Below are 21,966 nucleotides of genomic sequence, written 5' to 3'. Positions count from 1 at the left end.
ATATTTTTATTAGTTGATAGTGTCGGTTTATAGTTGTTAGTCTAAAATCTAGATTCTAGCATGTAACGTCTATTTTGGAAATCTCATTTTATAGCTGACGTTCACGTCCCCGTTAGCAATTTTCTGTAGTTTTCCTTTGACGATTTTTTTCTTCAAAGCGCTCAGGTGATCTGTGAAAAGAATGCCTTCGATGTGGTCATATTCATGCTGGATCACTCTGGCTCTGATGTCGGAAAATGTATCGGTATGTTTAACGAAATTTTCATCATAATATTCTATTTTGATGGTTGATTTTCGCTTCACATCTTCACGGACTTCCGGAATACTGAGGCATCCTTCGTTGAATTTCCATTCTTCGCCAGATTCTTCTAAGATTTTTGCATTAATGAAAACTTTTTTGAAGTCCTTCAATTCTTCAGCAATGTCTTCATAATCTTCATCATCAGAAAGAGGAGAAACATCCACAACAAAAAGTCTGATATCCAAACCAATCTGTGGTGCAGCCAAGCCAATTCCATTGGCACCGTACATGGTCTCGAACATATTGTCAATCAAATTTTGAAGCTCAGGATAATCTTTTTCGATCTCATGTGCTTTTTTTCTCAAAACGGAATCTCCGAAAGCTCTAATTGGTAAAATCATCTTTTTTGTTCTAAAAAATTTTGCAACAATATTGTTGCACTTACTTTGTCAATCAATCCTTTTTCCTGCCTCTGCTTTTTGTTCTTTCCGCTTTGGCTAATGAAAAAAGAAGCCATTTTGGAAGTGAAACGTTCATCCAGACGATTGATTTTGTTATCAGGGAAATCCTTCTCAAATACCGAAATAAATTTCTGAATATCAGTTTCGATTTCGGACATGTTTCCTTTCAAATCTGTGGGAAGTCCTATGACAACTTCGTCCACGTTATTTTCGGAAAAATATTTTTTCAAAAAATCTACAAGTTTTGAAGTCTCAACCGTTGCAAGCCCACTCGCAATAATTTGCAGGTCGTCCGTTGCGGCGATTCCCGTTCTCACTTTTCCGTAGTCAATGGCTAGGATTTGTCCCATAAGTGTGCAAATTTACAAAAATTTTCAGCTTATGGAAATTGGTTTTTTCTTCATTTAAAAATGAACCCTCCGGAAGTTTAAACTGGAGGGTTTGTGATGAATAATTGTAAAAATTATTCTTTTATAATTTTTTTTGAAATAACATTGTTGTCTGTTTTAACTTTTACAACATAATTTCCTTTTTCCAATTTTGATAAGTCAATATTCTTGCTATTAGAAATTTTTAGAACTTGTCCGTTTACATTATAGACTTCTGCAGATAAGAAAGGTTTTTTTGTGTCTATTGTAAGATTTTTCTTAACGGGGTTTGGATATATTGAAACTGCTTCTTCACTAGATGCGTCCTCTGCTGACAGAGTTTCATTGATGGAATAGACCAAATCATCGTAATATACAGACGGTCCAGGCTGTACTTGGCTTCCTTTTTTGTATTCTACGGCAAAACTTTTAACATTAGTCCAATTTAAAACAATATATTGATAATCAAAATTTGAAAGAAATGTTGTAGGAGGAAGAGACTTGGAGTATAAGACATTTCCGTTGATATCATATCCTTTTAAATTGAGGTATTCTAAATCATTAGTATTACTTATAAAACAATATATCCAGACTCCGTATATATTGATGTTTTTGGTTGTGCTGAGTTTTGAACTATACTCACTGGCGGTTGCGCCATGCCCTGTTCCACTTTTAGGATTGTAGTTTCTAATGTTATCCCAACCGGACTGATCCCAGCTCCAATTGTAACCATCTTCTGTCCAGTTTTTTGTGCCAAACGGCTCATCGAAATTGAGGGTTACATTCTGTCCCTTCGTTTCTATATTTCCAAATATTATTAAACATACAACCAGCAGGAAACTTTTAAGCAGATATATTTTTTTCATATTAATAATTGTTTATTATGCTGTAAATCAGTAGCAATTTAACTTATTAATTTTTAGAATACAAAAAAAATATATATTTTTATTTTAAGTCTTCAACCAGTTTTTTGATTTTATCGATGTATTTTCCATAAAAATGTTTGAACCACCAATTTCCAAAAAAATAGAGTGCAAATAATCCAAACAAAATGGAAATGATGAATTTGACAGCTAATAGTCCGTCCGTATATTGATGTGAATAAGGAATCGATTCTGTAATGATGATGATTTCACAAACAAAAAATGGAACAAAGCTCAGATAGAACGAAAGGTAATATTGCTTGTTCAATTCAAATTGATGAAATAAATCCTTCAGAGAATCATAAGTTCCTAAAGTCGGATTGCTGATTTCCCTATAAAGTTTAAAGAATTTGCTAAAGAAGAAAACCGTCACCAAAGTCATTGAGGCCACCAGAACTTCGATGTAAAGCCTAAAACGAAATGGTATATTGAAAAACCAAATGGCGATTAAAACTATTGGTAAAAGAATAATGGTTGACCAAAATTCATTGCGCATATTTTTTCTGATTTTTTCCAGAGGCAGATGTATTTCTTTTTGTCTTTCAGTAGAGATTTCCGGTGTTTCGGAAACATCTTCTTTATTCCAAAGTGATTTAAGATTATCTAAGTCCATATCTTTGATAGTTATAGTTGATTGTTGGTCTGAGCTGAGTTGTTGGCTGTCAGGCTGACGCTCTCGAAGCCTCTTTATTAATTAATTCCTTTAACTTTTCTTTCGCACGGTTCAGCTTCACTCTTGCGTTTCCTTCCGAGATTCCCATTTGTTCTGCCATTTCTTTCCCCGAGAAATCTTCCAGGTAATAGAAGATCAGAGCTTTGTCAATCGGGTTCAGTTTTTGGATAGATTCGTACATCACTTTCAGTTTTTGTTCGTCTTCGTGGTTGTATTCGTCTTCTTTTATTTTGTAAAGTGAGACATCATCATTTTGAATGAAGTTCCGTTTTTTCTCAGATTTCAGAAAGATAATTGCTGTGTTCAGCGCAATTCTGTAAAGCCAGGTTGAGAATTCACTTTTACCTTCGAATGTCGAAAAAGACTTCCAAACCTGATAAACAATCTCCTGAAAAAGGTCATTCTGATCATCACGATTATCCATATACATTTTGGAAATCTTGAAGATGATTCCTTTATGTTTATCGATTTTTTCTAAAAATTCTTTCTCAGACGAACCCATTTTTGCTTTAACTCTATCCGGTTAGTAATGATATCAAAAAAATGTTACAGAAAAAAGTAAAGGTAACAGGAATAAATTGAAAATAAACTGAGATGACTGTTACAGAGTTTAAGTAGATTTTTACACGAGTTAAGTAGACTGTTACAGAAGCAAAGTAGACTGTTACAAAGTTTAAGTAGACTTTTACACGAGTTAAGTAAACAATTAAAGGAGTTAAGTAGACTATTACAGAGGTCAAGTAGATTGTTACAGGAGTCGAGTAGACTATTACAGAGGTCAAGTAGATTGTTACACGAGTCAAGTAGACTGTTAGAGGTCTCGAGTAGACAATCAGAAGAGTTGAGTAAACAATCAAAGGTATTAAGTAGACAGTCAAAGTAAATTAGAATACTTTCATTGCGTTGTGAACTTCAAAAATATGTTTGATGTTGTATAAAAATCTTTAGGCTCTTTGCGTTAAAATAAAACCAATCAATTTTCATAATTTTGTAACAATAAAAGAACAAGAATGTCTTTAAAAATTTCAGGACTTACCAAAAAATTCGGAGAGCAAGTTGCGCTCAATGATATCAACATAACGATTGCCAATAACGAGATTATCGGATTACTCGGACCAAACGGCGCAGGAAAATCCACGCTGATGAAATCCATAACAGGCGTTCTGAAAATTGATGAAGGCGAGATTCTTTTGGACGAAAAAAGTATTTCAGAAAACGAAATCGAATCCAAAAAGAAAATCGGTTTCCTTCCGGAAAATAATCCGCTTTACAACGAGATGTTTGTGAAAGAATATCTTCAATTCGTCGCGAATCTTCATAATATCAAAAAAGAAAGAGTAGAACAGGTTATCGATTTGGTTGGGATTACACCGGAAAAATCAAAGAAAATCGGCCAACTTTCTAAAGGTTACAAACAACGTGTTGGATTAGCGCAAGCCATTCTTCACGAGCCGGATTTGTTGATTTTGGACGAACCAACTAACGGACTTGATCCGAATCAAATCATAGAAATCCGAAATGTCATCAAAGAAATCGGAAAAGCAAAAACCGTGATTTTGTCCACGCATATAATGCAGGAAGTTGAAGCGCTTTGCTCGCGCGTGATTTTGATTCATCAAGGCAATATCATCCAGGATTCTCCAATTTCAGAATTCAAAGGAAAATTCGCTAGTTTGGAAGAGGCCTTCCAGAGTTATACGGTTTAGGTTATAAGTGATAAATGATTGTCATTGAATTTAAATTAGTATTTATTGGCTAAGTTTAACGGCTTTGTGATCTTAAAATATTCTCAATAATTAATAAAAAATCTTTGCGCACTTTGCGTTAAAAATATAACAAATTGCAATTCGCTCAAATCATTCTTCCACTCAATCTTAAAGGAACTTTCACGTACAAAGTTCCGGTAGATTTTTTAGAGAAAATTGAAGTTGGAATGCGGGTTTTGGTTCCGTTTCGTGGGAAGAAAATCTACACAGGGATTGTTGCGGAACTGTTCGATGATTTTGAAGAAACATTTGTTCCGAAAGACATTATCAGTCTATTAGACAATCAACCGATTGTTCCGAAACAACAACTGGGATTCTGGAACTGGATGAGTTCTTATTATCTCTGCAATCTGGGCGAAATTTACCGTTTGGCATTTCCGTCTTCTCTCAAGCTGGAAAGTGAAACATACGTCAGATTATTATCCGAAAGAACCATTGACTGGCAAAATCTGGACGCGAACGAAACGTATCTTCTCCAAGCTTTGGAAGTTCGACAAATGCTGAATTTGCAAGAGATCGAAGCCTTCATCCCGAAAAAAGAAATCATTAAAACCATCAATTCGCTGATTGATGAACGCTACATTTCAGTCGATGAAAAAATCACTGAAAAATATAAAGCAAAAGAAATTGCCTACCTGAAAATCAATGACGAAGCGCTGGTTTCTGAGAATCTGGCAATGATTCTTTTGAAACTGGATAAAGCCAAAAAACAAAAAGATTTATTCTTAAATATCCTTTCAAAACAAATTGATAATCCGGAAAATCCAATCAGGAAATCTTTGGTTTTTGATGAAGGCAATTTTGTCAATCAACAACTGAAATCCTTGGTAGAAAAGGGCTGGGTCACAGAATATTTTCTTGAAAAAGACAGAATCGATTCTTATGAAGGCGAGATTGAAGATATTGAAAAACTGACAGATAATCAGAAAATCGCCATTTCGGAAATCAATCAGGCTTTTGAAGAAGAGAAAAATGTGCTGCTTCACGGTGTGACTTCATCGGGAAAAACGCACATTTATCTTGAGAAGATTGAAGACTGCGTCAACTCCGGAAAAAATGTTCTTTTGCTTTTGCCAGAGATCGCCTTGACCAAACAAATCACAATCCGTCTGGAAAAAAAATACGGCAAAAAACTAGGTTTTTATCATAATAAACTGACTGATTTTGAAAGAGTAGAGGTCTGGAAAAAAATCAAAAATAATGAGCTTCAAATCCTGATTGGAACGCGCAATTCGTTGTTTTTACCATTTGAAAATCTGGGATTAATCATTGTTGATGAAGAACACGATTCGGCTTACAGACAAAGAGACCAGTACTTCTTTTTCAATGCGAAAGATTCTGCGATGATGCTGGCAGAATTTTATCAATCCAAATTGATTTTAGGTTCAGCAACGCCTTCTTTAGAAAGTTACGACTTGGCGATGAAGGATAAATTGCGTTATGTGGCTCTTAATAAAAGATTTGGGAAAGTGGATTTGCCGAAATTTGAAATCATCGATATCAAAGAAGCGCAAAATCAGAAGAAAATTGTTGGGAATTTCAGTCAAAAAATGGTTGAAGAAATCAATCTTCAACTCGATCATAAAAAGCAAACGATTATTCTTCATAATCGCCGTGGTTATGCGAATGTCATCGAATGTGAAACTTGCGGCCACGTCACTTATTGTAGTAATTGTGATGTGGTAATGACCTATCACAAAGCTTCGAATGAGCTGAAGTGTCATTATTGCGGCCACCGTTCCGGAAAACCAACGGTTTGTCCAAGCTGTCACGGTGAAAACCTGAATACAAGAGGTGTTGGCGTTGAACAAATCGAAGAGGAAACCAAAAATATATTCTCTGATTCGGAAGTGGACAGAATGGATGTTGACTCGATGCGAAAGAAATTTGCTTACGAAAAGCTCTATGAAAAGCTAGAGAACGGCGAAACCGATATCTTGGTTGGAACGCAAATGATATCCAAAGGTCTGGATTTTGATAATATAGAATTGGTGGCGATTCCAAAGGCAGATGCTCTGATCCATGTTCAGGACTTTCGTGCGGAAGAGCGGGCATATCAATTGATTACCCAGGTTGCAGGACGCGCAGGACGTGTGTCCGGAAACGGGAAAATTCTCATTCAGACTTATAATCCGTCACATTCTGTTTTTGAATTGATTAAAAATCAGAATGTTAAAGAGATTTATAATTATTTTCTTGATGAAAGGAAAAAGTTTCTCTATCCACCATTTGTGAAATTAATAATGATTGAACTGAAACACAGAAAAGAAGACAAAATTAACCGTGCTTCTCAGTTTTTAGGTTCGATTCTCAGAAAATACATTCCGGAAGAATGTGTTCTTGGCCCGGAAAAGTCACCTATAGCAAGGCTTAATAATCTTTATCAATATCAGATTCTTCTCAAATTTCCTAAAAATAAAAACTATAAAGTCTATAAAGAATTACTCTTAAAATCTTTTGATGAGTTTGATGAAATTACGGCTTACAAATCCGTGAAAAAAGATTTGTTTGTTGATTTTTAACAATTTTTAACGCAATTTCCAATTTTTTATTACGGTCAACTGTAAAACCCTTGGCAATATTCTCTAATTTTACTTCGTTTTGAGAATAAGATTTAGTTCTATAAAATTTATTATTAATAATAATTCAACAAAATTGTAATTCGTTTGAGAATGAATAAATTAAGAAATTACTTTTCAATTATCTCAATTGGTATTTCCTCATTTGTTTTTTCGCAAGGAAGCGTCGCAGTTTCTACATATCCGCAAGTTGCTGACCAGCAGAATCTTGTTAAGGATGTCACCGCAGAAAAGGCGCTGCTTTCTCCAAAAGAACAGATTGAATTTAATATCAATAAGATGTTTACAGATCCGGTTCTAAGAAATGCGAACTGGGGATTTGTAGTGTATGATCCGAAAACGGAAAAAATTGTTACGGCTTATAACGAGACAGCTCCGTTGATTCCGGCTTCTACAACCAAATTACTGACAACTGAAACCGCATTTGCTTTGTTAGGGACGCAATATCGATGGAACACTCAGTTAGAATATTCCGGAAGTATTGATGCTGACGGTGTTTTGACAGGAAATCTCTACATCGTAGGAAGCGGTGATCCGTCATTAGGTGGAAACCGAGGTGGCGCAGCAAGCTACGGACAGATCGTTAGTCAGTATATGGATGCGATTCGGGAAAAAGGGATTAAAAAAGTCACAGGAGATATTGTCATCCAGACTGCAGTCTTTAAGGAGAATAAAAGACAGGAACTTCCGCAGAATGTGGTTTGGCTGGAACAGAAGAATTACTATCTGCCTGTAGGAACGACAAAAGATATCGATCCAAGAAACGAAAAATTGCTGATCAACCAGTCTAATAATCCTTTTAATCAGCAGAAAAAGTATTTTTATATCTCTCCTTACGCTAACAAACTGGTTTATGCCGATAAATTTGAAGGTGCCTGGGTCACCACTAAAGTAGCCGAACCACCAGCTTTTCTGGCAAATAAATTAAGAGAAAGCCTGCTTAAAAATAAGATTACTGTCGTTGGAAAAGTAACGCCGAAAATTGTTGACAGAGAACCGGAACCACGGGAAATTCTGACTACTTATAAATCTCCGACTTTGGCAGAAATCGTCAATTACACCAATCAAAGAAGTGACAATGGTTATGCCGAAGCATTATTGAAATCTAATGGCTTTCAAAAATTGGGCGATCAGACGATAGAATCGGGAAGACAGGTTGTAACAGAACATTTGCAGTCCATAGGTTTTGATTTGAATGGTCTTAATTATATGGACGGAAGCGGATTATCGAAAGCTCATACGGTAACACCGATTTCTCAGGCTAAATTTTTAGCTAAGATGATGAAGTCACCTTATTATAAAGAATATTTTGAATCTTTGCCAATTGCCGGACAATCTGGTACATTGAAGCATATGTTTATGGTCAATTCCAACGGACAGATTTTTGCAAAAACAGGAACGCTGAATGGTGTAAAATGTCTGGCAGGTTACATCAAAACAAGAAGCAACAAAACACTCGTTTTTTCTTTGCTGATCAATAAATTTTCTGGATCTGTGAATCAGGTAAAAGACAGAATGGAACAGTTGCTGGATCCGACTTTAGATTTGTAATAATCAATGATTTATAATTTAAAAACTCATCTCTTCGGGATGAGTTTTTTTTGTAGCTTTGAATAAAATTAAATAAAATGAAACAATTATATGGATTGTTAATGGTTTTACTGACAATTAATTCTGTTTTTGGGCAATTTGATAACGAAAGGAAGGAATTAATAGAATCTGAAAAAAAATCTGCATCCAGATCCATCTTAGATGTCAATATTAATCCTAACACTTTGAACTATGATCTGCAATATGTAAGATTGGAACTGGACTTGGACCCTGCACAGCAGTATGTTTCAGGAACTGTGACTTCTCATTTCAAAATGTTGCAGAATTCAGCTGATATTTATTTTGATCTGGCTAATAATCTGACAGTTTCTAATGTAAAATATCACGGACAGAATCTGACTTTCCAACAACTGAATACCGATGAAATCAAAATTAATTTTCCGGCAGCTCTGTCTGCTCAAACAACAGATTCTTTATCAATAACATACAGCGGAGTTCCGGATGGAAGTTCAGATGCTTTTGTCGCAGATTTCACAACTGCAGGAGATTCTGTTCTGGCAACTTTATCAGAACCTTTTGGTGCAAAAGAATGGTGGCCGACAAAGCAAAGCATGAATGATAAAATTGAAAAGCTGGATATCAAAATTACCACACCCGCTGAATACACGGTTGGCTCTAATGGAAAACTGATGTCTGAGACTATTTTAGGAAACGGAAGAAAACTCACTTATTGGCAGACCAATTATCCGATTCCGGCTTATCTTTTTGCTTTAGGAATTTCTAATTATACTAAGTTGAACTCTACAATCACGACATCCAATGGATCTTTTCCGTTTCTTAACTACGTTTATCCCGGTTTTGCTACTTCCTCTACACAATCAACACTGAATTGGACAAGTACATGTATGCAAAACTTTGAAGATCATTTTGGTTTATATCCTTACAGAAACGAAAAATATGGACACATGCAGTTTAATTGGGGTGGCGGAATGGAACACGCAACAATGACATCAATGGGAGGATTCAACCAAAGATTGATTGCTCACGAATTGGCGCATCAATGGTTTGGAGATAAATTAACTTGCGGCGCATGGAATGATATCTGGCTGAATGAAGGCTTTGCAACTTTTGGCGAACATTTGACAAATGAAACATTGCTAATGACTACATCACAATTTCAGACTTTTTTGTCCAACGAAATTGATTTTATCACAAGTGATCCTGGTGGAAGTGTTTACATCCCGGATAGTGATTTGAATTTTAATAGGATTTTTAATGGAAGGTTATCTTATGGTAAAGGTGGTTATGTTCTTAGGATGATGAAATGGGTTCTTGGAGACAATCAATTTTATGCCTTGTTGAATGCTTATCAGAATAATCCTGCTTTTGCTTATAATTATGTGAAAACAACTGACTTTAGGGATTTTGCCACCTCTTTTACAGGAAAAAATTTTACCGAATTTTTTAATGACTGGATTTTTGGAGAAGGCTACCCAATATATCAGATAAGATGGACTCAAAATATCAATACCAAAAAACTAACGTTTCTGGTTGGTCAGACCACCAGCTCTCCAACAGTTGCTTTTTATGAAATGCCTTTACCGATCAGGGTAAGCGGTTCTGGCGGACAGACAGCTTATTTTGTCTTGGATCATACTTCTAATAATCAATATTTTACTCAGGATGTCGGTTTTGATGTTACTAATGTTAGCTTTAATTATGACAGGCAGATATTGACAAAAGGATCTACAGTTACAAAAGATAATAATCTTGCCGTAAGTGACATCAATCAAAAAAGTAATAACGTTTATCCAAATCCTGCAAAATCTTTTATCAAGATCTCAGGTTTAGAAAAATCAACCGATTATGAGATTTTCTCAATTGACGGAAAACTAATTAAAAACGGAATTGCGAATCCGGATTCAGAGATCAATATTTCGGCTTTTGTTAAAGGAACTTATATTTTGAAATTTAATCAGCAGACTATCAAAATTATAAAGGAATAAAAAATAAAAACATTCAAAAAAGCACTTTATTACGGTGCTTTTTTTATTTTTGTTAAAATCGAAAATCAATAAAAATGATATCAAAAAAATTCCTTGAGAACATCACAAACGAATTAAAAAACATAGAAAACGACGGACTTTTCAAAAGAGAAAGAATCATTACATCGCAACAAAGTGCTGAGATAGAAGTTGGTGGGAAAAAGCTTATGAACTTTTGTGCCAACAATTATTTGGGATTGTCCAACAATCCGGAAGTGATGAAAGCGTCACAAGATGCCATTGAATCCCACGGTTATGGGATGTCATCGGTTCGTTTCATCTGTGGAACTCAGGATATTCATAAAGATTTGGAAGCTAAGATATCTAATTTCTTGGGAATGGAAGACACAATTCTTTACGCCGCTTGTTTTGATGCCAATGGAGGCGTTTTTGAACCATTATTCTCGGAAGAAGATGCAATTATCTCCGATGAGCTGAATCACGCTTCTATTATCGACGGAGTAAGGTTATGTAAATCTGCAAGGTATCGTTACAAAAACAATAATATGGAAGATCTGGAAGCACAATTGATTGCGGCTTCTGAAAAAAATCACAGATTCAAAATCATTGTGACGGACGGTGTTTTCTCTATGGACGGAATCGTGGCTGACCTAAAAGGTGTTTGCGATTTGGCAGATAAATATGATGCTTTGGTTATGGTTGATGATTCTCACGCAACAGGTTTTATCGGAAAAACAGGTCGTGGAACCCACGAGGCTAATGGTGTTATGGGCAGAGTAGATATCATTACTTCAACTTTAGGAAAAGCTTTAGGAGGTGCATTGGGTGGATTTACTTCAGGAAAAAAAGAAATCATAGATATGTTGAGACAACGTTCTCGTCCTTATTTATTTTCTAACTCATTAGCTCCGGGAATTGTTGGTGCCGCTTCCAAAGTTTTGGATATGATTTCCGACGACACTTCTTTAAGGGATAAAGTTATGGAAAACGCAGAATATTTCAGAAAAGAAATGAAAGCTAAAGGATTCGATATTCCAAACGGCGATGCTGCTATTGTTCCGGTAATGTTATACGATGCTAAATTAGCACAGGAAATGGCGGAGAAACTTTTAGCGGAAGATATTTATGTGATCGGGTTCTTTTATCCTGTTGTTCCGAAAGGAAAAGCCAGAATCAGAGTTCAGCTATCGGCAGCTCACACCAGGGAACATCTGGATAAGGCCATTGCCGCTTTTGAAAAAGTGGGAAAAGAATTAGGAGTAATCTAAATAAAAGAAAAGCTTACAAATTTGTAGGCTTTTATTTACAAAAAAACCAGCAAATCAATTTGCTGGTTTTGTATTTTTGAGAAAGTCTCAAGATTATTTCTTAGTATAAGACTTATCTTTGATTCTTGCTTTTTTACCTCTAAGATCACGGAAGTAGTAGATTCTAGCTCTTCTAACTTTACCTTGTCTGTTAACTTCAATTTTCTGAAGTGCAGGCATGTTGATTGGGAAAACTCTTTCTACACCAACATCGCCACTCATTTTTCTGATAGTGAAAGTTTTTGTAGCTCCAGTTCCTCTCAATTGGATCACAGTTCCTTTGAAAAACTGAGTTCTGGTTTTCTGACCTTCTTTAATTTCGTAGTAAACCGTGATGGTGTCACCGGCTTTGAATTCTGGGAATTCTTTTTTCGTAATGTACTTGTCCTGTACGTACTTTAATAAATCCATTTTTTATAAAAAAAATTTGTTTTGTCAAGCTAAGCAACATTCACGTCCTTCGTCAGAGGTTGATTAACAGGTTGCAAAAATAAAAATAATTTTCATAACTGCAATACAATCTGTCAATTAAATTTTACTTTTTTGGATGTATCCCTTGCCACGGCATTGGCCGCGGCTCGGCTCGGGCTATCCGCTGCAAACCTAACGTAGTGGTTCGGCGGAGCCAATCTTTCCAACCGCAAGGCCGGCGCAAAAAAGGATTTCCGTTACTATCCCTTACGCAGCTTCGCTAGATTCAGCATTTATCATAAAATTCACTATCAAAATTGGATTCCACATCCATTAAAAACCTTAACTTTGTTTAGAAACATTACAAATTATGGCGAATTGTAGCAGCGGATGTTGCGAAACAGACCACGAAAAAGAACACACTCATCAGCATAATCATGACGATCATGACCACAATCACAGCAATTCAAAAATAGCATTGATTATAAGTCTGGTTATATTTTTTTCAGGACTGATTCTGGATTTCTGGATCAAAGCCGATTGGTTTACTGAGAACGTTTGGTTAAGATTTGGATGGTATTTTATTTCATACATTCTGGTAGCATTTTCAGTTTTCCGGGAAGCTTTTGAATTAGCTGGAAAGTTAGATTTTTTCAATGAGTTTTCTTTGATGGGAATTGCAACGATTGGGGCTTTTGCAATTGGAGAATTTCCGGAAGGTGTTGCGGTCATGCTATTTTATACAGTTGGCGAGATGTTCCAGGAATCTGCGGTTAACAGAGCTAGAAATAATATTAAATCATTACTGGATGTCCGCCCAAAAGAAGCCACTGTTTTTCGGGAAGGAATTTGGCAGACGATTTCGCCGGAAGATGTTAAAGTCGGAGAAAAAATTCAGGTGAAAGTAGGAGAGAAGATTCCACTAGACGGGATTTTGTTATCTGAAAAAGCAAGTCTCAATACATCAGCTTTGACAGGTGAGAGCAAACCTTCATCAATTCAAAAATCCGAAGAAGTGCTTGCAGGAATGCTGAATCTTGACCAAGTCATCGAAATCGAAACTACCAGATTATTTGAGAACAGCTCGATTGTCAGAATTCTCCAAATGGTTCAGGACGCAAGTTCCAGAAAAGCCAAAACCGAATTATTCATCAGAAGATTTGCAAAGATCTATACGCCAATTGTTTTCGTTTTAGCACTTTTGGTAACGCTTGTTCCCTATGTTTTTGTTGAGAATTATATCTTCAGAGATTGGCTATATAGAGGTTTGGTTTTTCTCGTGATTTCTTGCCCTTGTGCTTTGGTGATTTCTATTCCTTTAGGCTATTTTGGAGGCATTGGCGCTGCTTCCCGAAACGGAATTTTGTTCAAAGGTTCCAACTTTTTGGATATTATTGCGAATGTAACAACGGTTGTAATGGACAAAACCGGAACATTGACGAAAGGTGTTTTCAAAGTTCAGGATATTGTTCCGGAGAACATTTCGAAAGACGATTTTCTGTCTATTTTATCATCAGTTGAGAGTCATTCGACACATCCTATTGCAAAAGCAGTTTCAGAGTTTCATCCTTCTGATCAGATTCCGGAATCTGTAGAAGAGATTTCCGGAAAAGGAATCAAGGCGGTTATCAACCAGCAAAGGATTCTTGCCGGAAATACAAAACTGCTGAAAACCTTTAATATCAATTATCCGGAATTTTTGGAAGAAATTGTAGAGACAACAGTAGTTTTAGCCATTGATAACGAATATAAAGGTTACATCACAATTTCTGATGAAGTAAAAGACGATTCGGAATCGGCTATCAACAATCTGAAAAATAATGGCATTAAAACGGTGATGTTAAGCGGCGATAAAGATTCTCTGACTCAGAATATTGCTAAAAAACTAGGAATCGATTCTGCTTTTGGAGGCTTGCTTCCGGAAGGAAAAGTTGAAAAACTGGAAAATTTGAAAAGCAATCCGAAAGAAGTTGTCGCTTTTGTCGGAGACGGAATCAACGATGCGCCGGTTTTGGCTTTGAGTGATGTCGGAATGGCAATGGGAGGATTAGGTTCCGATGCTGCGATTGAAACAGCTGATGTTGTGATTCAAACAGATCAGCCTTCGAAAATTGCAACCGCGATCAAAATCGGAAAAGAAACTAAAAAGATTGTTTATCAGAACATATTTTTAGCTTTTGGAGTCAAAGTGGTTGTCCTGATTTTAGGCGCCGGCGGTTTGGCGAATATGTGGGAAGCCGTTTTTGCAGATGTTGGTGTTGCGTTGTTGGCGATTCTCAATGCGGTTAGAATTCAAAATATGAAGTTCGGATAATCTAATTTGTTTACATAATCTAATTACGCTCGCAGATTTGGCGGATTTAGCAGATTTTTCATCTGCATAATTTGCTAAATTTGTGAGAAACATTAACTGCTTCAGATATTTATTTAAAAAAAATAATCTGCAAACCATATCCGATCATTCTCAACTATCCTCATAAAAATTTAATTTTTCAAATCATTTGTCCACTGAGAAAATAGTTTTATATTAGTTGAAAATGAAATTATGTTAAGAACTGCCGTGTTTTGCACACTTTTATTGTCTCAATTTGGGACAGCTCAAGGCTTTTTAAAGACTCAAGGTCAAAAAATTGTCAATTCTAAAGGAGAAAATGTTTATTTGAAAGGTCTCGGACTGGGCGGTTGGATGCTTCAGGAAGGTTATATGCTGAAGACTGCGGATTTTGCAGGACCTCAATATCAAATCAAAGAAAAGATTGCAGAAGTAGCTGGTGAAGATGGAAAAGACGAATTCTACAAAGCTTATCTCAAAAACGGAATTACTAAAAAAGACATCGATTCTTTAGCAAAATGGGGATTCAATTCTATAAGACTTCCGATGCATTATAATCTTTACACTTTACCAATCGAAAAAGAACCTGTGAAAGGACAGAATACTTGGTTGGAAGAAGGTTTCCAAATGACGGATAACCTTTTGAAATGGTGCGAGGACAACAAAATCTATTTGATTCTCGATCTTCATGCAGCGCCCGGAGGTCAAGGTAACGATGCCAATATCTCGGATAACGACAAGTCAAAACCTAATCTTTGGCAAAGCGAAGAGAATCAGAAAAAAACAGTCGCGCTTTGGAAAAAACTGGCAGAACGCTATAAAGATAAGGAATGGATTGGCGGCTACGATTTGATTAACGAACCTAACTATCCGTTCACAGGAAAAAATCCGAATGGAACCGACGAGATGTCTAACGCGCCACTTTGGAAGCTTCAGAAAGATATTACGGAAGCCATTCGCCAGGTCGATAAAAAGCACATTATCATTTTGGAAGGTAACGGTTGGGGAAATAATTACAATGGTTTACCGAAACTTTGGGATGATAATTTAGTTTTAAGTTTCCACAAATATTGGACAACTAATTCTCAAGATGCTATCCAGAATATTATCGATCTAAGAGAAAAACTAAATGTTCCAGCTTGGTTAGGCGAAACCGGAGAAAATTCCAACGTTTGGTTTACAGAACTGAATCAATTATTATTAAAAAATAACATCGGCTACGCTTACTGGCCAATGAAAAAGATTGATAATATCGCCGGTGTAACCAATGTGAAAATCACTCCGGATTATCAAAAATTACTTAATTACTGGAAAAATGGTGGAACTAAACCAACTAAAGATTTTGCTAAAAAAGCTTTGATGAAAATCGCTGACAATTACAAACTGGAAAATGTAGAGGTTAAAAAAGATGTCATCGATGCATTGTTTCGCCAGGTAAATGATGACACTACAAAACCTTACAAAAACCACGCAGTCCCGGGAAGAATTTTTGCGACGGAATATGATTTGGGAAGATTTGGAAGTGCTTATTCTGATAATGATTTCCAAAACCTTTGGGTGAGTAATGGAACTCATACAGAATGGAACTCCGGAAATAAAATGAGAAATGACGGCGTTGATATCTACGCTTGTAATGATAAAATCACCAACAAATATTATGTCGGGAAAACTGAAAAAGGAGAGTGGCTGCAATATACTGTGAATAGCAATCTGGCTAAGAAGTATAAGTTGAACATCAGATATAATAATGAATCTACTCAAGCTTCAGAATTGTTCATCAAAACAGAAAATGGCGATGATTTGGGCAGTATAAAACTAGTTCCAACAGGAAAAGCTTGGAAAACAGTTTCTGTAAATAACATCAACTTGGTAAAAGGAGAAAATAAATTGAGATTGTACTTTGAAGCTGGAAATGCTAATCTTAATTACTTCGAACTTCAATAAAAATTAAATTTAAACTAAAACCAATAAAACCGAATGTTGAAAAATGTTCGGTTTTTTCTTTATAAGATAGACTTTGGCTTGATATTGTATAAGGTAATTTGTTGTAATAAATTAATTTGTAAATTAGAAAGAAGAAATATCGTAACAATAACGATAATTTTTTGACTACTTAATAAAACTAAACTATGAACAAAATCTTTTCTTTAACCTTTCTGTTTTGTTTCTCAATTGTTTTTTCTCAAAGCACGCTGAGTGTTTATAGAGCGGACAATCATAAGCCGATCAAAGGCGCGAAAGTCTATTGTAATAATCAATACATAACAGAGACCGATGAGAAAGGTGTGGCAGCTTTCACAACCAAATGTTCCAAGGTTGATGTAGAAATCAACGGGTTTATAGGAGATGAAGTTGTTGTTGACAAAATAATGGAATTGGAACTGGACAGAGAAAACGCCAAAACCCACGAGATAGAAGGCGTAACACTTTCCAACGAAAGCGACCCGAGAGCTTTGGCAATCATAGATAAAGTTTTCAGAAGATTCAAAGATAATTCTCCTAATGCCTTAGATTCTTATTCCTACAAGTCGTATGAAAAAATGTCTTACGATGTGGATGAGGACAGCATCAGAGAATACAGAAGATTCATAGATGCAAGAGAAGATTCATTATCAAAGCTTCCGAATCGTGAGTTTTCCCAGAAAGATAAAAAGAAAAAAGATTCGATAGAAGGCGAGCAGATGATGTCGGTCGTCAAGGATAGCAAGATGTTTCTTTGGGAGCGTGCAATGCAGTTTTTGTATTCTAAACAATATGGTGAGAAAGTCAACATTCTGGATAACAGAATCTCGGGCTTGAAAAATCCGGTTTACGAGATGCTGGCTCTAAGATCCAACAGAGACAAAATCCCGAGAGAAATTCTTCCTGAAAACAGAAGCCTTTACAGGTACTTTTTAACAGACTCCATCGAGATTGATGGCAGGGATAATTTCGTAATACGTTTTCGACAGGTTGATTACAAAGTGCCTGTTAACCGTAGAAAATACAACGGTTATCTGTACATCGACAAAGAAACTTATGCCATCAAAAAAATCGAGAGTAATAGCAAAGTAAGAACAGACGGAAGCATCACTTCGGTTTGGATTCCGATTCAAAACAAATGGTTTCTGAAGACCGAGAACCTTAAAATCAAAATGGGTTCATCAGAATTTTCGACGGTTAAAAAGAAAGATAACGAAACGGCTGAGGAGAAAAAAGAACGATTGTCCAAAACCAAGAGATTTGGAAATTATGCTTATATGAAAGCCGATTATTTTGATTTCCAGACACCTGTCGAGTTCAAAGCGTCACAGTTCAAAGGTTATACGATGGGTGTTCAGAATGTGGACGGATCATTATTGGATCAATATAGGACCGACAGTCTCACCACCAGGGAAAAGCAGACCTATGTGAAGATTGACAGTATCGGAAAAAAATATACATTGGACAGCAAAGTCAAAGTTTTAACGGCTTTATTAAGGGGGAAATTCACCATTGGGATGGTAGATATCGATCCTTTGCAAACCAAGTATAACCGTTACGAAGGTTTCAGATTGGGCGCTGGTTTTAAGATGAATGAGCGTTTTAACCGTTATATTTCGCCTGATGTTTATTTGGCTTACGGCTTCAAAGACAGGGATTGGAAATATGGTGCAGGAATCGATTTCCGAACAACTCTGGAAAGAAATTCTTTCTTCCGAGTCGAATATTTCCACGATGTAGCCGCTTCGGGGAGATTCAGTCAGAATCTTTGGAATATGAAGATGACGATCAACAATACCGGGATGTCTATCCAAAACGATAAATATTACAAATACGACGGTTTTCGTGTTGGTTACCAGATTGATTTATCTAATTCTTTGACGCTGAATGTCTCTGCTAATAGACAAACGGAGGAAGCAGGGTTCGATTATCAGTTTATGAATCGGTTCGGTCGATTTGATAACTTCAGCTCGTTGGCGACGATCAAATTCTCTCCGAACACTAAAAATATTATGACGCCTGCTGGTAAATATACTTATGATCAGAATTTCCCCGAAGTTTATTTCAACTATGAGCAAGGCTATAAAACTCTAGGCGGCGATTTCAATTACAGTAGATTGGACGTTTTATACACACATCAGTTCAGAACCATTTTAGGAAATACTGGGACAAGAGTTTATGGTGGTTATTATCTTGGCGAAGCACCAATATGGCACGCTTTCGAAATGGGAGGTTTGGATTCTAATAAGAATACGGGTATCTTATCCAATTTCAATTTCACGACCTATCTTGGATTCGCTACGATGACTGCAGGGAAATATTTCAATGATAAATTTGCCGGGTATTTTATCACGCACCGCATTCCCTGGTATTTCAAAAGTTTCGGAAAGAACACGTCCAGCTTCGATTTTATCTATAAAGGAGTCATCGGTAATATGAAAAATCCGGAGTATCATCAGTTTGAGTTTTCACCTTTGGATCATCTTTATCAGGAGGTCGGGTTGGAATATAATAATTTCCTCAGTTCCCGATTTAATTTAGGTTTCTTTTACAGAGTCGGGCATTATGCCAACAATAATTTTAAAGATAATTTTGCTGTGCAGCTAAAGCTTAAACTTCTAGAATTTTAACAATGAACGATCTATTCAAGCAACAGGTTTACGAAGTTACAAGACTGATCCCTAAAGGCAGGGTATCCACATACGGTGCTATTGCAAAAGCAGTTGGCTATCCCAATCATTCCCGCCACGTTGGCAATGCGATGGGCGGATGTCCCAAAGATGTTCCGGCACACAGGGTCATTAGTAGTTCAGGGAAATTATCGGTTCCTTCGTTCCGGGAAAGATTGGAAAAAGAAAATGTTGTGGTGCAGGAAAACTGGAAGATTAAAGATTTTAAAATACTCTTTTGGGATCCGTTGAAAGAGTTGTGAAAAAACCGGGTTATCAACTATTGATAAACCGGTTTATAATTGCTAGAGTAATCATTACACACTAGCTGGTAATTTTAAGCGACTGGATAAGTCCGTCCTCGAATTTTAAATGATATTTCAAAACAATCGGACTTCCCGGAAACGATCCCGTAGTTTTCGCCGATAGAATACTTTCTTTTTCGTCATATTCTAACGGTTCCATAGTGGCTTTATATTCTTTATTGGCATTATCGATCCATTGTTCGATTTCTTTTCTGCCTGTATGCGTCTTCCCCTCGTCCAATACTATGGCTGTATCTGTAAAACATTGGGCATAGGCGATACTGTCAAAGCTATTCTGTGTTTTTACTAACTCTGTGATTACTTTTGGTAAGTCCATATTTTCTGTTTTTTAAGATTATAAAATGGTTGGTACTGTGCCGCCGTCGATTACAAATTCAGTTCCAGTTAGATAGCCGGCTCTTGGTGACACAAGAAAGCCTACTAATTCAGCTACTTCTTTCGGTTCGGCAGGCCTTCCGAAAGGTATTCCGCCCAGTGCGTCCATTACACCCTGTTGTGCTTCTTCTACAGTTGTGTTTGCATTTCTCGCAATTTCACCCAGCCATGCTTCCGATGCTGTAGTATTGATCCATCCAGGTGATACAGTCAGAACACGAACGCCTTTTGGGGTAACTTCGTTCGATAAGCTTTTGCTGTAGTTTCTCAATGCTGCTTTTGAAGCTGCGTAAGGTAAAGTTGAATCATAAAGCGGAAGTTTTCCCTGAATGGAAGCAATGTGGATGATGACGCCACTTTTCCGATCGATCATCTGCGGCAGAAATCCTCTGTCCAGACGGACTGGGGCTAAAAGGTTGGCCTGCAGGATTGACTCCCAATCTTCATCACTGAGTGCGGCAAAACCGCCTGCAGGTGTGGATGATCCGCCAAGGTTATTCACCAGGATATCTAATCTTCCATAGTTTGTAAGTACTTCATCGATAACTTTATTGGTTCCTTCCGCTGTGCTTAGATCGGCAGCAACAAAATGTAGATTGCTGTTTCCATCGTCAGGAGCATTTCTTGCCGAGATGATTACTGTTGCTCCCGCTTGTAAAAGTCTTTCTGCGATAGCTCTTCCTGCGCCTTTTGTGCCTCCGGTTACCAGGGCAATCTGACCTGATAGTTCGTTGTTAAAATTAAAATGTTCCATTTTTCTGTCAATTGTTATATGGCAAAATTGAGTCATAAAAACAGTTTGCACAAGTACGGACTTACGATTCAGATAGGGATAAATTGATCCCCTATTGCGCAAAATGAGACATACGTTTAATTTTGCAATATGTATGAGAGAAAAATAATTCCGAACCTGAATTGTGGACTTGACCTGATAGGTGAAGTGCTGTATGGCAAATGGAAGATCCGTTTGCTTTGGTTTATTCATCAGGGCCATAAAAGACCCAGTGAGTTGCAGCGAAAAATCCCGGATGCGTCACGCAGGGTTTTAAATGTTCAGCTGAAGGAACTTGAGGATCACGAGCTGGTCACAAAAACGATTTATCCTGTAGTGCCCCCGAAAGTGGAATATAGCCTTACCGAGTTCGGAATGACCTTAATCCCCGTCATTGCGTCGATAGGACAATGGGGTGATGAGCACGAGGAGCGCCTTCGGAAAGTGATTTTGAAACGAATTACCAACCCTGACTTGGATATTGATGCTGTGTAAATTAAAGTCAGGCAGGTTCGTCTTGTTTGTTATCAGAAATTACATGAATAAAAGATAAAAAAACACCCTTCTGCAAGTCCGATGAACAGGGCGTTTGCACAGGTGGTTAAAAACAACTTGATGTTTTATCAAAAAGGTCAAGTTGTTTTAATAAAAAGGTCAAGTTGTTTTGGTCAAAAGCACCTGACGTTTTTAAATCAATTTTGTAGATTTTTATCTACAAGTTGAAATATTTAATGAAATTTGCTTTTTTGTTTAATTAAAATTTATACTTTTATCACATCAATAAAATTTAATTTTTAATTTAAAAACGCAAAAAAATGTCTATTAAATTCAACACGGTTGCCCGTAAAAATCCAAGAAATCTGGATGCACCTGCAAAGTATTATGCTAATATCGTAGGTGATGGTAAAACAACGCTATCTGATCTCGCCAAACATGCCAGCACAATGTCCACGGTTTCAAAAGCCGATATCCTTGCCGTTCTGGAAAGTACTTTCGAGAAGATTGCGCAGGATATCGCAGATGGCAAGATTGTCTATGTAGGAGAGTATTTCACATTACAAGCCGGAGGATCCAGTGTGGGTGCAGAAACCGAGAAAGAGGTGACGGCTGCCAATATCAAAAGTGTAAAAGCGGTATTCCGCCCCGGCAAAATGATAAAAGATGCCTTGAAGCTGGCAACATTCCAGAAGAAGGGCTAAGTGTTTTTAGATTTTTTATTATTTTCCCGTAGATCTTGTAGTATT

19 protein-coding genes are annotated in these 21,966 nt (G+C 36.7%); 11 read left to right on the top strand and 8 right to left on the bottom strand.

Translation table 11 applies throughout. The features are described 5' to 3' along the window. Nucleotides 1-69 precede the first annotated feature (69 nt). The 5 genes from def to QOL71_RS13910 all read right to left on the bottom strand — a co-directional run bounded on the left by def (nucleotide 70) and on the right by QOL71_RS13910 (nucleotide 3,168). Nucleotides 70-642: a peptide deformylase gene (gene def, locus QOL71_RS13930; protein ID WP_283417522.1), complete on the bottom strand. Its 573-nt coding sequence runs from the start codon at nucleotides 640-642 to the stop codon at nucleotides 70-72. Then, nucleotides 639-1,052 carry a Holliday junction resolvase RuvX gene (gene ruvX / locus QOL71_RS13925; protein ID WP_283417521.1) on the bottom strand — a complete coding sequence of 138 codons (414 nt, stop codon included), beginning with the start codon at nucleotides 1,050-1,052 and terminating at the stop codon, nucleotides 639-641. The genes def and ruvX overlap by 4 nt, the downstream gene beginning before the upstream one ends. A gap of 113 nt (nucleotides 1,053-1,165) precedes the next feature. Then, on the bottom strand, nucleotides 1,166-1,936 hold the full coding sequence (locus QOL71_RS13920; RefSeq protein WP_283417520.1) for a T9SS type A sorting domain-containing protein: 771 nt from the start codon (nucleotides 1,934-1,936) through the stop codon (nucleotides 1,166-1,168). 79 nt (nucleotides 1,937-2,015) lie between these two features. Then, nucleotides 2,016-2,606, bottom strand: coding sequence for a hypothetical protein (locus tag QOL71_RS13915; RefSeq protein ID WP_283417519.1), 591 nt, complete (start codon nucleotides 2,604-2,606; stop codon nucleotides 2,016-2,018). A gap of 49 nt (nucleotides 2,607-2,655) precedes the next feature. Further along, on the bottom strand, nucleotides 2,656-3,168 hold the full coding sequence (locus QOL71_RS13910) for an RNA polymerase sigma factor (RefSeq protein WP_120214472.1): 513 nt from the start codon (nucleotides 3,166-3,168) through the stop codon (nucleotides 2,656-2,658). Between the two features lie 508 nt (nucleotides 3,169-3,676). On the opposite strand from QOL71_RS13910, the gene QOL71_RS13905 reads away from it, so the two are divergent. The 5 genes from QOL71_RS13905 (at nucleotide 3,677) to kbl (ending at nucleotide 11,836) form a co-directional block, all read left to right on the top strand. Then, nucleotides 3,677-4,372, top strand: coding sequence for an ABC transporter ATP-binding protein (locus tag QOL71_RS13905; protein WP_283417518.1), 696 nt, complete (start codon nucleotides 3,677-3,679; stop codon nucleotides 4,370-4,372). A 134-nt stretch (nucleotides 4,373-4,506) separates the two neighbouring features. Then, nucleotides 4,507-6,954, top strand: a complete 2,448-nt coding sequence (gene priA, locus QOL71_RS13900; RefSeq protein WP_283417517.1) for a replication restart helicase PriA — start codon at nucleotides 4,507-4,509, stop codon at nucleotides 6,952-6,954. 150 nt (nucleotides 6,955-7,104) lie between these two features. Beyond that, the gene (dacB, locus tag QOL71_RS13895; RefSeq protein WP_283417516.1) at nucleotides 7,105-8,562 is read left to right on the top strand and encodes a D-alanyl-D-alanine carboxypeptidase/D-alanyl-D-alanine endopeptidase; all 1,458 of its coding nucleotides are present in this window, start codon (nucleotides 7,105-7,107) and stop codon (nucleotides 8,560-8,562) included. Nucleotides 8,563-8,639: 77 nt separating this feature from the next. After that, nucleotides 8,640-10,568 (top strand): M1 family metallopeptidase, encoded by a 1,929-nt coding sequence (locus QOL71_RS13890; RefSeq protein WP_283417515.1) that lies wholly within the window; start codon nucleotides 8,640-8,642, stop codon nucleotides 10,566-10,568. Nucleotides 10,569-10,642: 74 nt separating this feature from the next. Then, nucleotides 10,643-11,836 carry a glycine C-acetyltransferase gene (gene kbl / locus QOL71_RS13885; RefSeq protein ID WP_283417514.1) on the top strand — a complete coding sequence of 398 codons (1,194 nt, stop codon included), beginning with the start codon at nucleotides 10,643-10,645 and terminating at the stop codon, nucleotides 11,834-11,836. A 93-nt stretch (nucleotides 11,837-11,929) separates the two neighbouring features. Here the strand turns inward: kbl and rplS are convergent, their stop codons facing one another. Then, nucleotides 11,930-12,286 carry a 50S ribosomal protein L19 gene (rplS, locus tag QOL71_RS13880; protein ID WP_283417513.1) on the bottom strand — a complete coding sequence of 119 codons (357 nt, stop codon included), beginning with the start codon at nucleotides 12,284-12,286 and terminating at the stop codon, nucleotides 11,930-11,932. 370 nt (nucleotides 12,287-12,656) lie between these two features. Here rplS and QOL71_RS13875 point away from each other — a divergent pair, with 370 nt between their 5' ends. The 4 genes from QOL71_RS13875 to QOL71_RS13860 all read left to right on the top strand — a co-directional run bounded on the left by QOL71_RS13875 (nucleotide 12,657) and on the right by QOL71_RS13860 (nucleotide 19,512). Next, nucleotides 12,657-14,600 (top strand): heavy metal translocating P-type ATPase, encoded by a 1,944-nt coding sequence (locus QOL71_RS13875; RefSeq protein WP_283417512.1) that lies wholly within the window; start codon nucleotides 12,657-12,659, stop codon nucleotides 14,598-14,600. A 231-nt stretch (nucleotides 14,601-14,831) separates the two neighbouring features. Further along, complete coding sequence (locus QOL71_RS13870; protein WP_283417511.1) at nucleotides 14,832-16,562, top strand: cellulase family glycosylhydrolase; 1,731 nt, start codon at nucleotides 14,832-14,834, stop codon at nucleotides 16,560-16,562. Between the two features lie 185 nt (nucleotides 16,563-16,747). Then, on the top strand, nucleotides 16,748-19,210 hold the full coding sequence (locus tag QOL71_RS13865; protein ID WP_283417510.1) for a DUF5686 family protein: 2,463 nt from the start codon (nucleotides 16,748-16,750) through the stop codon (nucleotides 19,208-19,210). Between the two features lie 2 nt (nucleotides 19,211-19,212). Further along, nucleotides 19,213-19,512: an MGMT family protein gene (locus QOL71_RS13860; RefSeq protein WP_283417509.1), complete on the top strand. Its 300-nt coding sequence runs from the start codon at nucleotides 19,213-19,215 to the stop codon at nucleotides 19,510-19,512. Between the two features lie 61 nt (nucleotides 19,513-19,573). Here the strand turns inward: QOL71_RS13860 and QOL71_RS13855 are convergent, their stop codons facing one another. Together QOL71_RS13855 and QOL71_RS13850 are read right to left on the bottom strand one after the other, a co-directional pair. Beyond that, a complete protein-coding gene (locus QOL71_RS13855) occupies nucleotides 19,574-19,891 on the bottom strand; it encodes a nuclear transport factor 2 family protein (RefSeq protein WP_283417508.1) in 318 nt (105 codons plus the stop codon). Between the two features lie 18 nt (nucleotides 19,892-19,909). Further along, nucleotides 19,910-20,704 carry an SDR family oxidoreductase gene (locus QOL71_RS13850; RefSeq protein ID WP_283417507.1) on the bottom strand — a complete coding sequence of 265 codons (795 nt, stop codon included), beginning with the start codon at nucleotides 20,702-20,704 and terminating at the stop codon, nucleotides 19,910-19,912. Nucleotides 20,705-20,833: 129 nt separating this feature from the next. Between QOL71_RS13850 and QOL71_RS13845 the strand changes: the two genes are divergently transcribed. Both QOL71_RS13845 and QOL71_RS13840 read left to right on the top strand, forming a co-directional pair. Further along, entirely contained in the window at nucleotides 20,834-21,217 is a 384-nt protein-coding gene (locus QOL71_RS13845; protein WP_283417506.1) for a winged helix-turn-helix transcriptional regulator, read from the top strand. 320 nt (nucleotides 21,218-21,537) lie between these two features. Continuing rightward, nucleotides 21,538-21,921, top strand: a complete 384-nt coding sequence (locus QOL71_RS13840; protein ID WP_283417505.1) for an HU family DNA-binding protein — start codon at nucleotides 21,538-21,540, stop codon at nucleotides 21,919-21,921. Nucleotides 21,922-21,966 lie beyond the last annotated feature (45 nt).

Origin of the sequence: Epilithonimonas pallida (assembly GCF_900182975.1) — a bacterium.
Taxonomy (GTDB): Bacteria; Bacteroidota; Bacteroidia; order Flavobacteriales; family Weeksellaceae; genus Epilithonimonas; species Epilithonimonas pallida.
The sequence above is the reverse complement of the archived record's forward strand: the minus strand, read 5'-3'. Positions and strand labels throughout refer to the sequence as shown.

Bases quoted from the DNA above. Each gene is read 5' to 3' on its own strand.
- def (WP_283417522.1), bottom strand. From the start codon at position 642: ATGATTTTACCAATTAGAGCTTTCGGAGATTCCGTTTTGAGAAAAAAA.
- ruvX (WP_283417521.1), bottom strand. From the start codon at position 1,052: ATGGGACAAATCCTAGCCATTGACTACGGAAAAGTGAGAACGGGAATC.
- QOL71_RS13920 (WP_283417520.1), bottom strand. From the start codon at position 1,936: ATGAAAAAAATATATCTGCTTAAAAGTTTCCTGCTGGTTGTATGTTTA.
- QOL71_RS13915 (WP_283417519.1), bottom strand. From the start codon at position 2,606: ATGGACTTAGATAATCTTAAATCACTTTGGAATAAAGAAGATGTTTCC.
- QOL71_RS13910 (WP_120214472.1), bottom strand. From the start codon at position 3,168: ATGGGTTCGTCTGAGAAAGAATTTTTAGAAAAAATCGATAAACATAAA.
- QOL71_RS13905 (WP_283417518.1), top strand. From the start codon at position 3,677: ATGTCTTTAAAAATTTCAGGACTTACCAAAAAATTCGGAGAGCAAGTT.
- dacB (WP_283417516.1), top strand. From the start codon at position 7,105: ATGAATAAATTAAGAAATTACTTTTCAATTATCTCAATTGGTATTTCC.
- QOL71_RS13890 (WP_283417515.1), top strand. From the start codon at position 8,640: ATGAAACAATTATATGGATTGTTAATGGTTTTACTGACAATTAATTCT.
- kbl (WP_283417514.1), top strand. From the start codon at position 10,643: ATGATATCAAAAAAATTCCTTGAGAACATCACAAACGAATTAAAAAAC.
- rplS (WP_283417513.1), bottom strand. From the start codon at position 12,286: ATGGATTTATTAAAGTACGTACAGGACAAGTACATTACGAAAAAAGAA.
- QOL71_RS13875 (WP_283417512.1), top strand. From the start codon at position 12,657: ATGGCGAATTGTAGCAGCGGATGTTGCGAAACAGACCACGAAAAAGAA.
- QOL71_RS13870 (WP_283417511.1), top strand. From the start codon at position 14,832: ATGTTAAGAACTGCCGTGTTTTGCACACTTTTATTGTCTCAATTTGGG.
- QOL71_RS13865 (WP_283417510.1), top strand. From the start codon at position 16,748: ATGAACAAAATCTTTTCTTTAACCTTTCTGTTTTGTTTCTCAATTGTT.
- QOL71_RS13860 (WP_283417509.1), top strand. From the start codon at position 19,213: ATGAACGATCTATTCAAGCAACAGGTTTACGAAGTTACAAGACTGATC.
- QOL71_RS13855 (WP_283417508.1), bottom strand. From the start codon at position 19,891: ATGGACTTACCAAAAGTAATCACAGAGTTAGTAAAAACACAGAATAGC.
- QOL71_RS13850 (WP_283417507.1), bottom strand. From the start codon at position 20,704: ATGGAACATTTTAATTTTAACAACGAACTATCAGGTCAGATTGCCCTG.
- QOL71_RS13845 (WP_283417506.1), top strand. From the start codon at position 20,834: ATGTATGAGAGAAAAATAATTCCGAACCTGAATTGTGGACTTGACCTG.
- QOL71_RS13840 (WP_283417505.1), top strand. From the start codon at position 21,538: ATGTCTATTAAATTCAACACGGTTGCCCGTAAAAATCCAAGAAATCTG.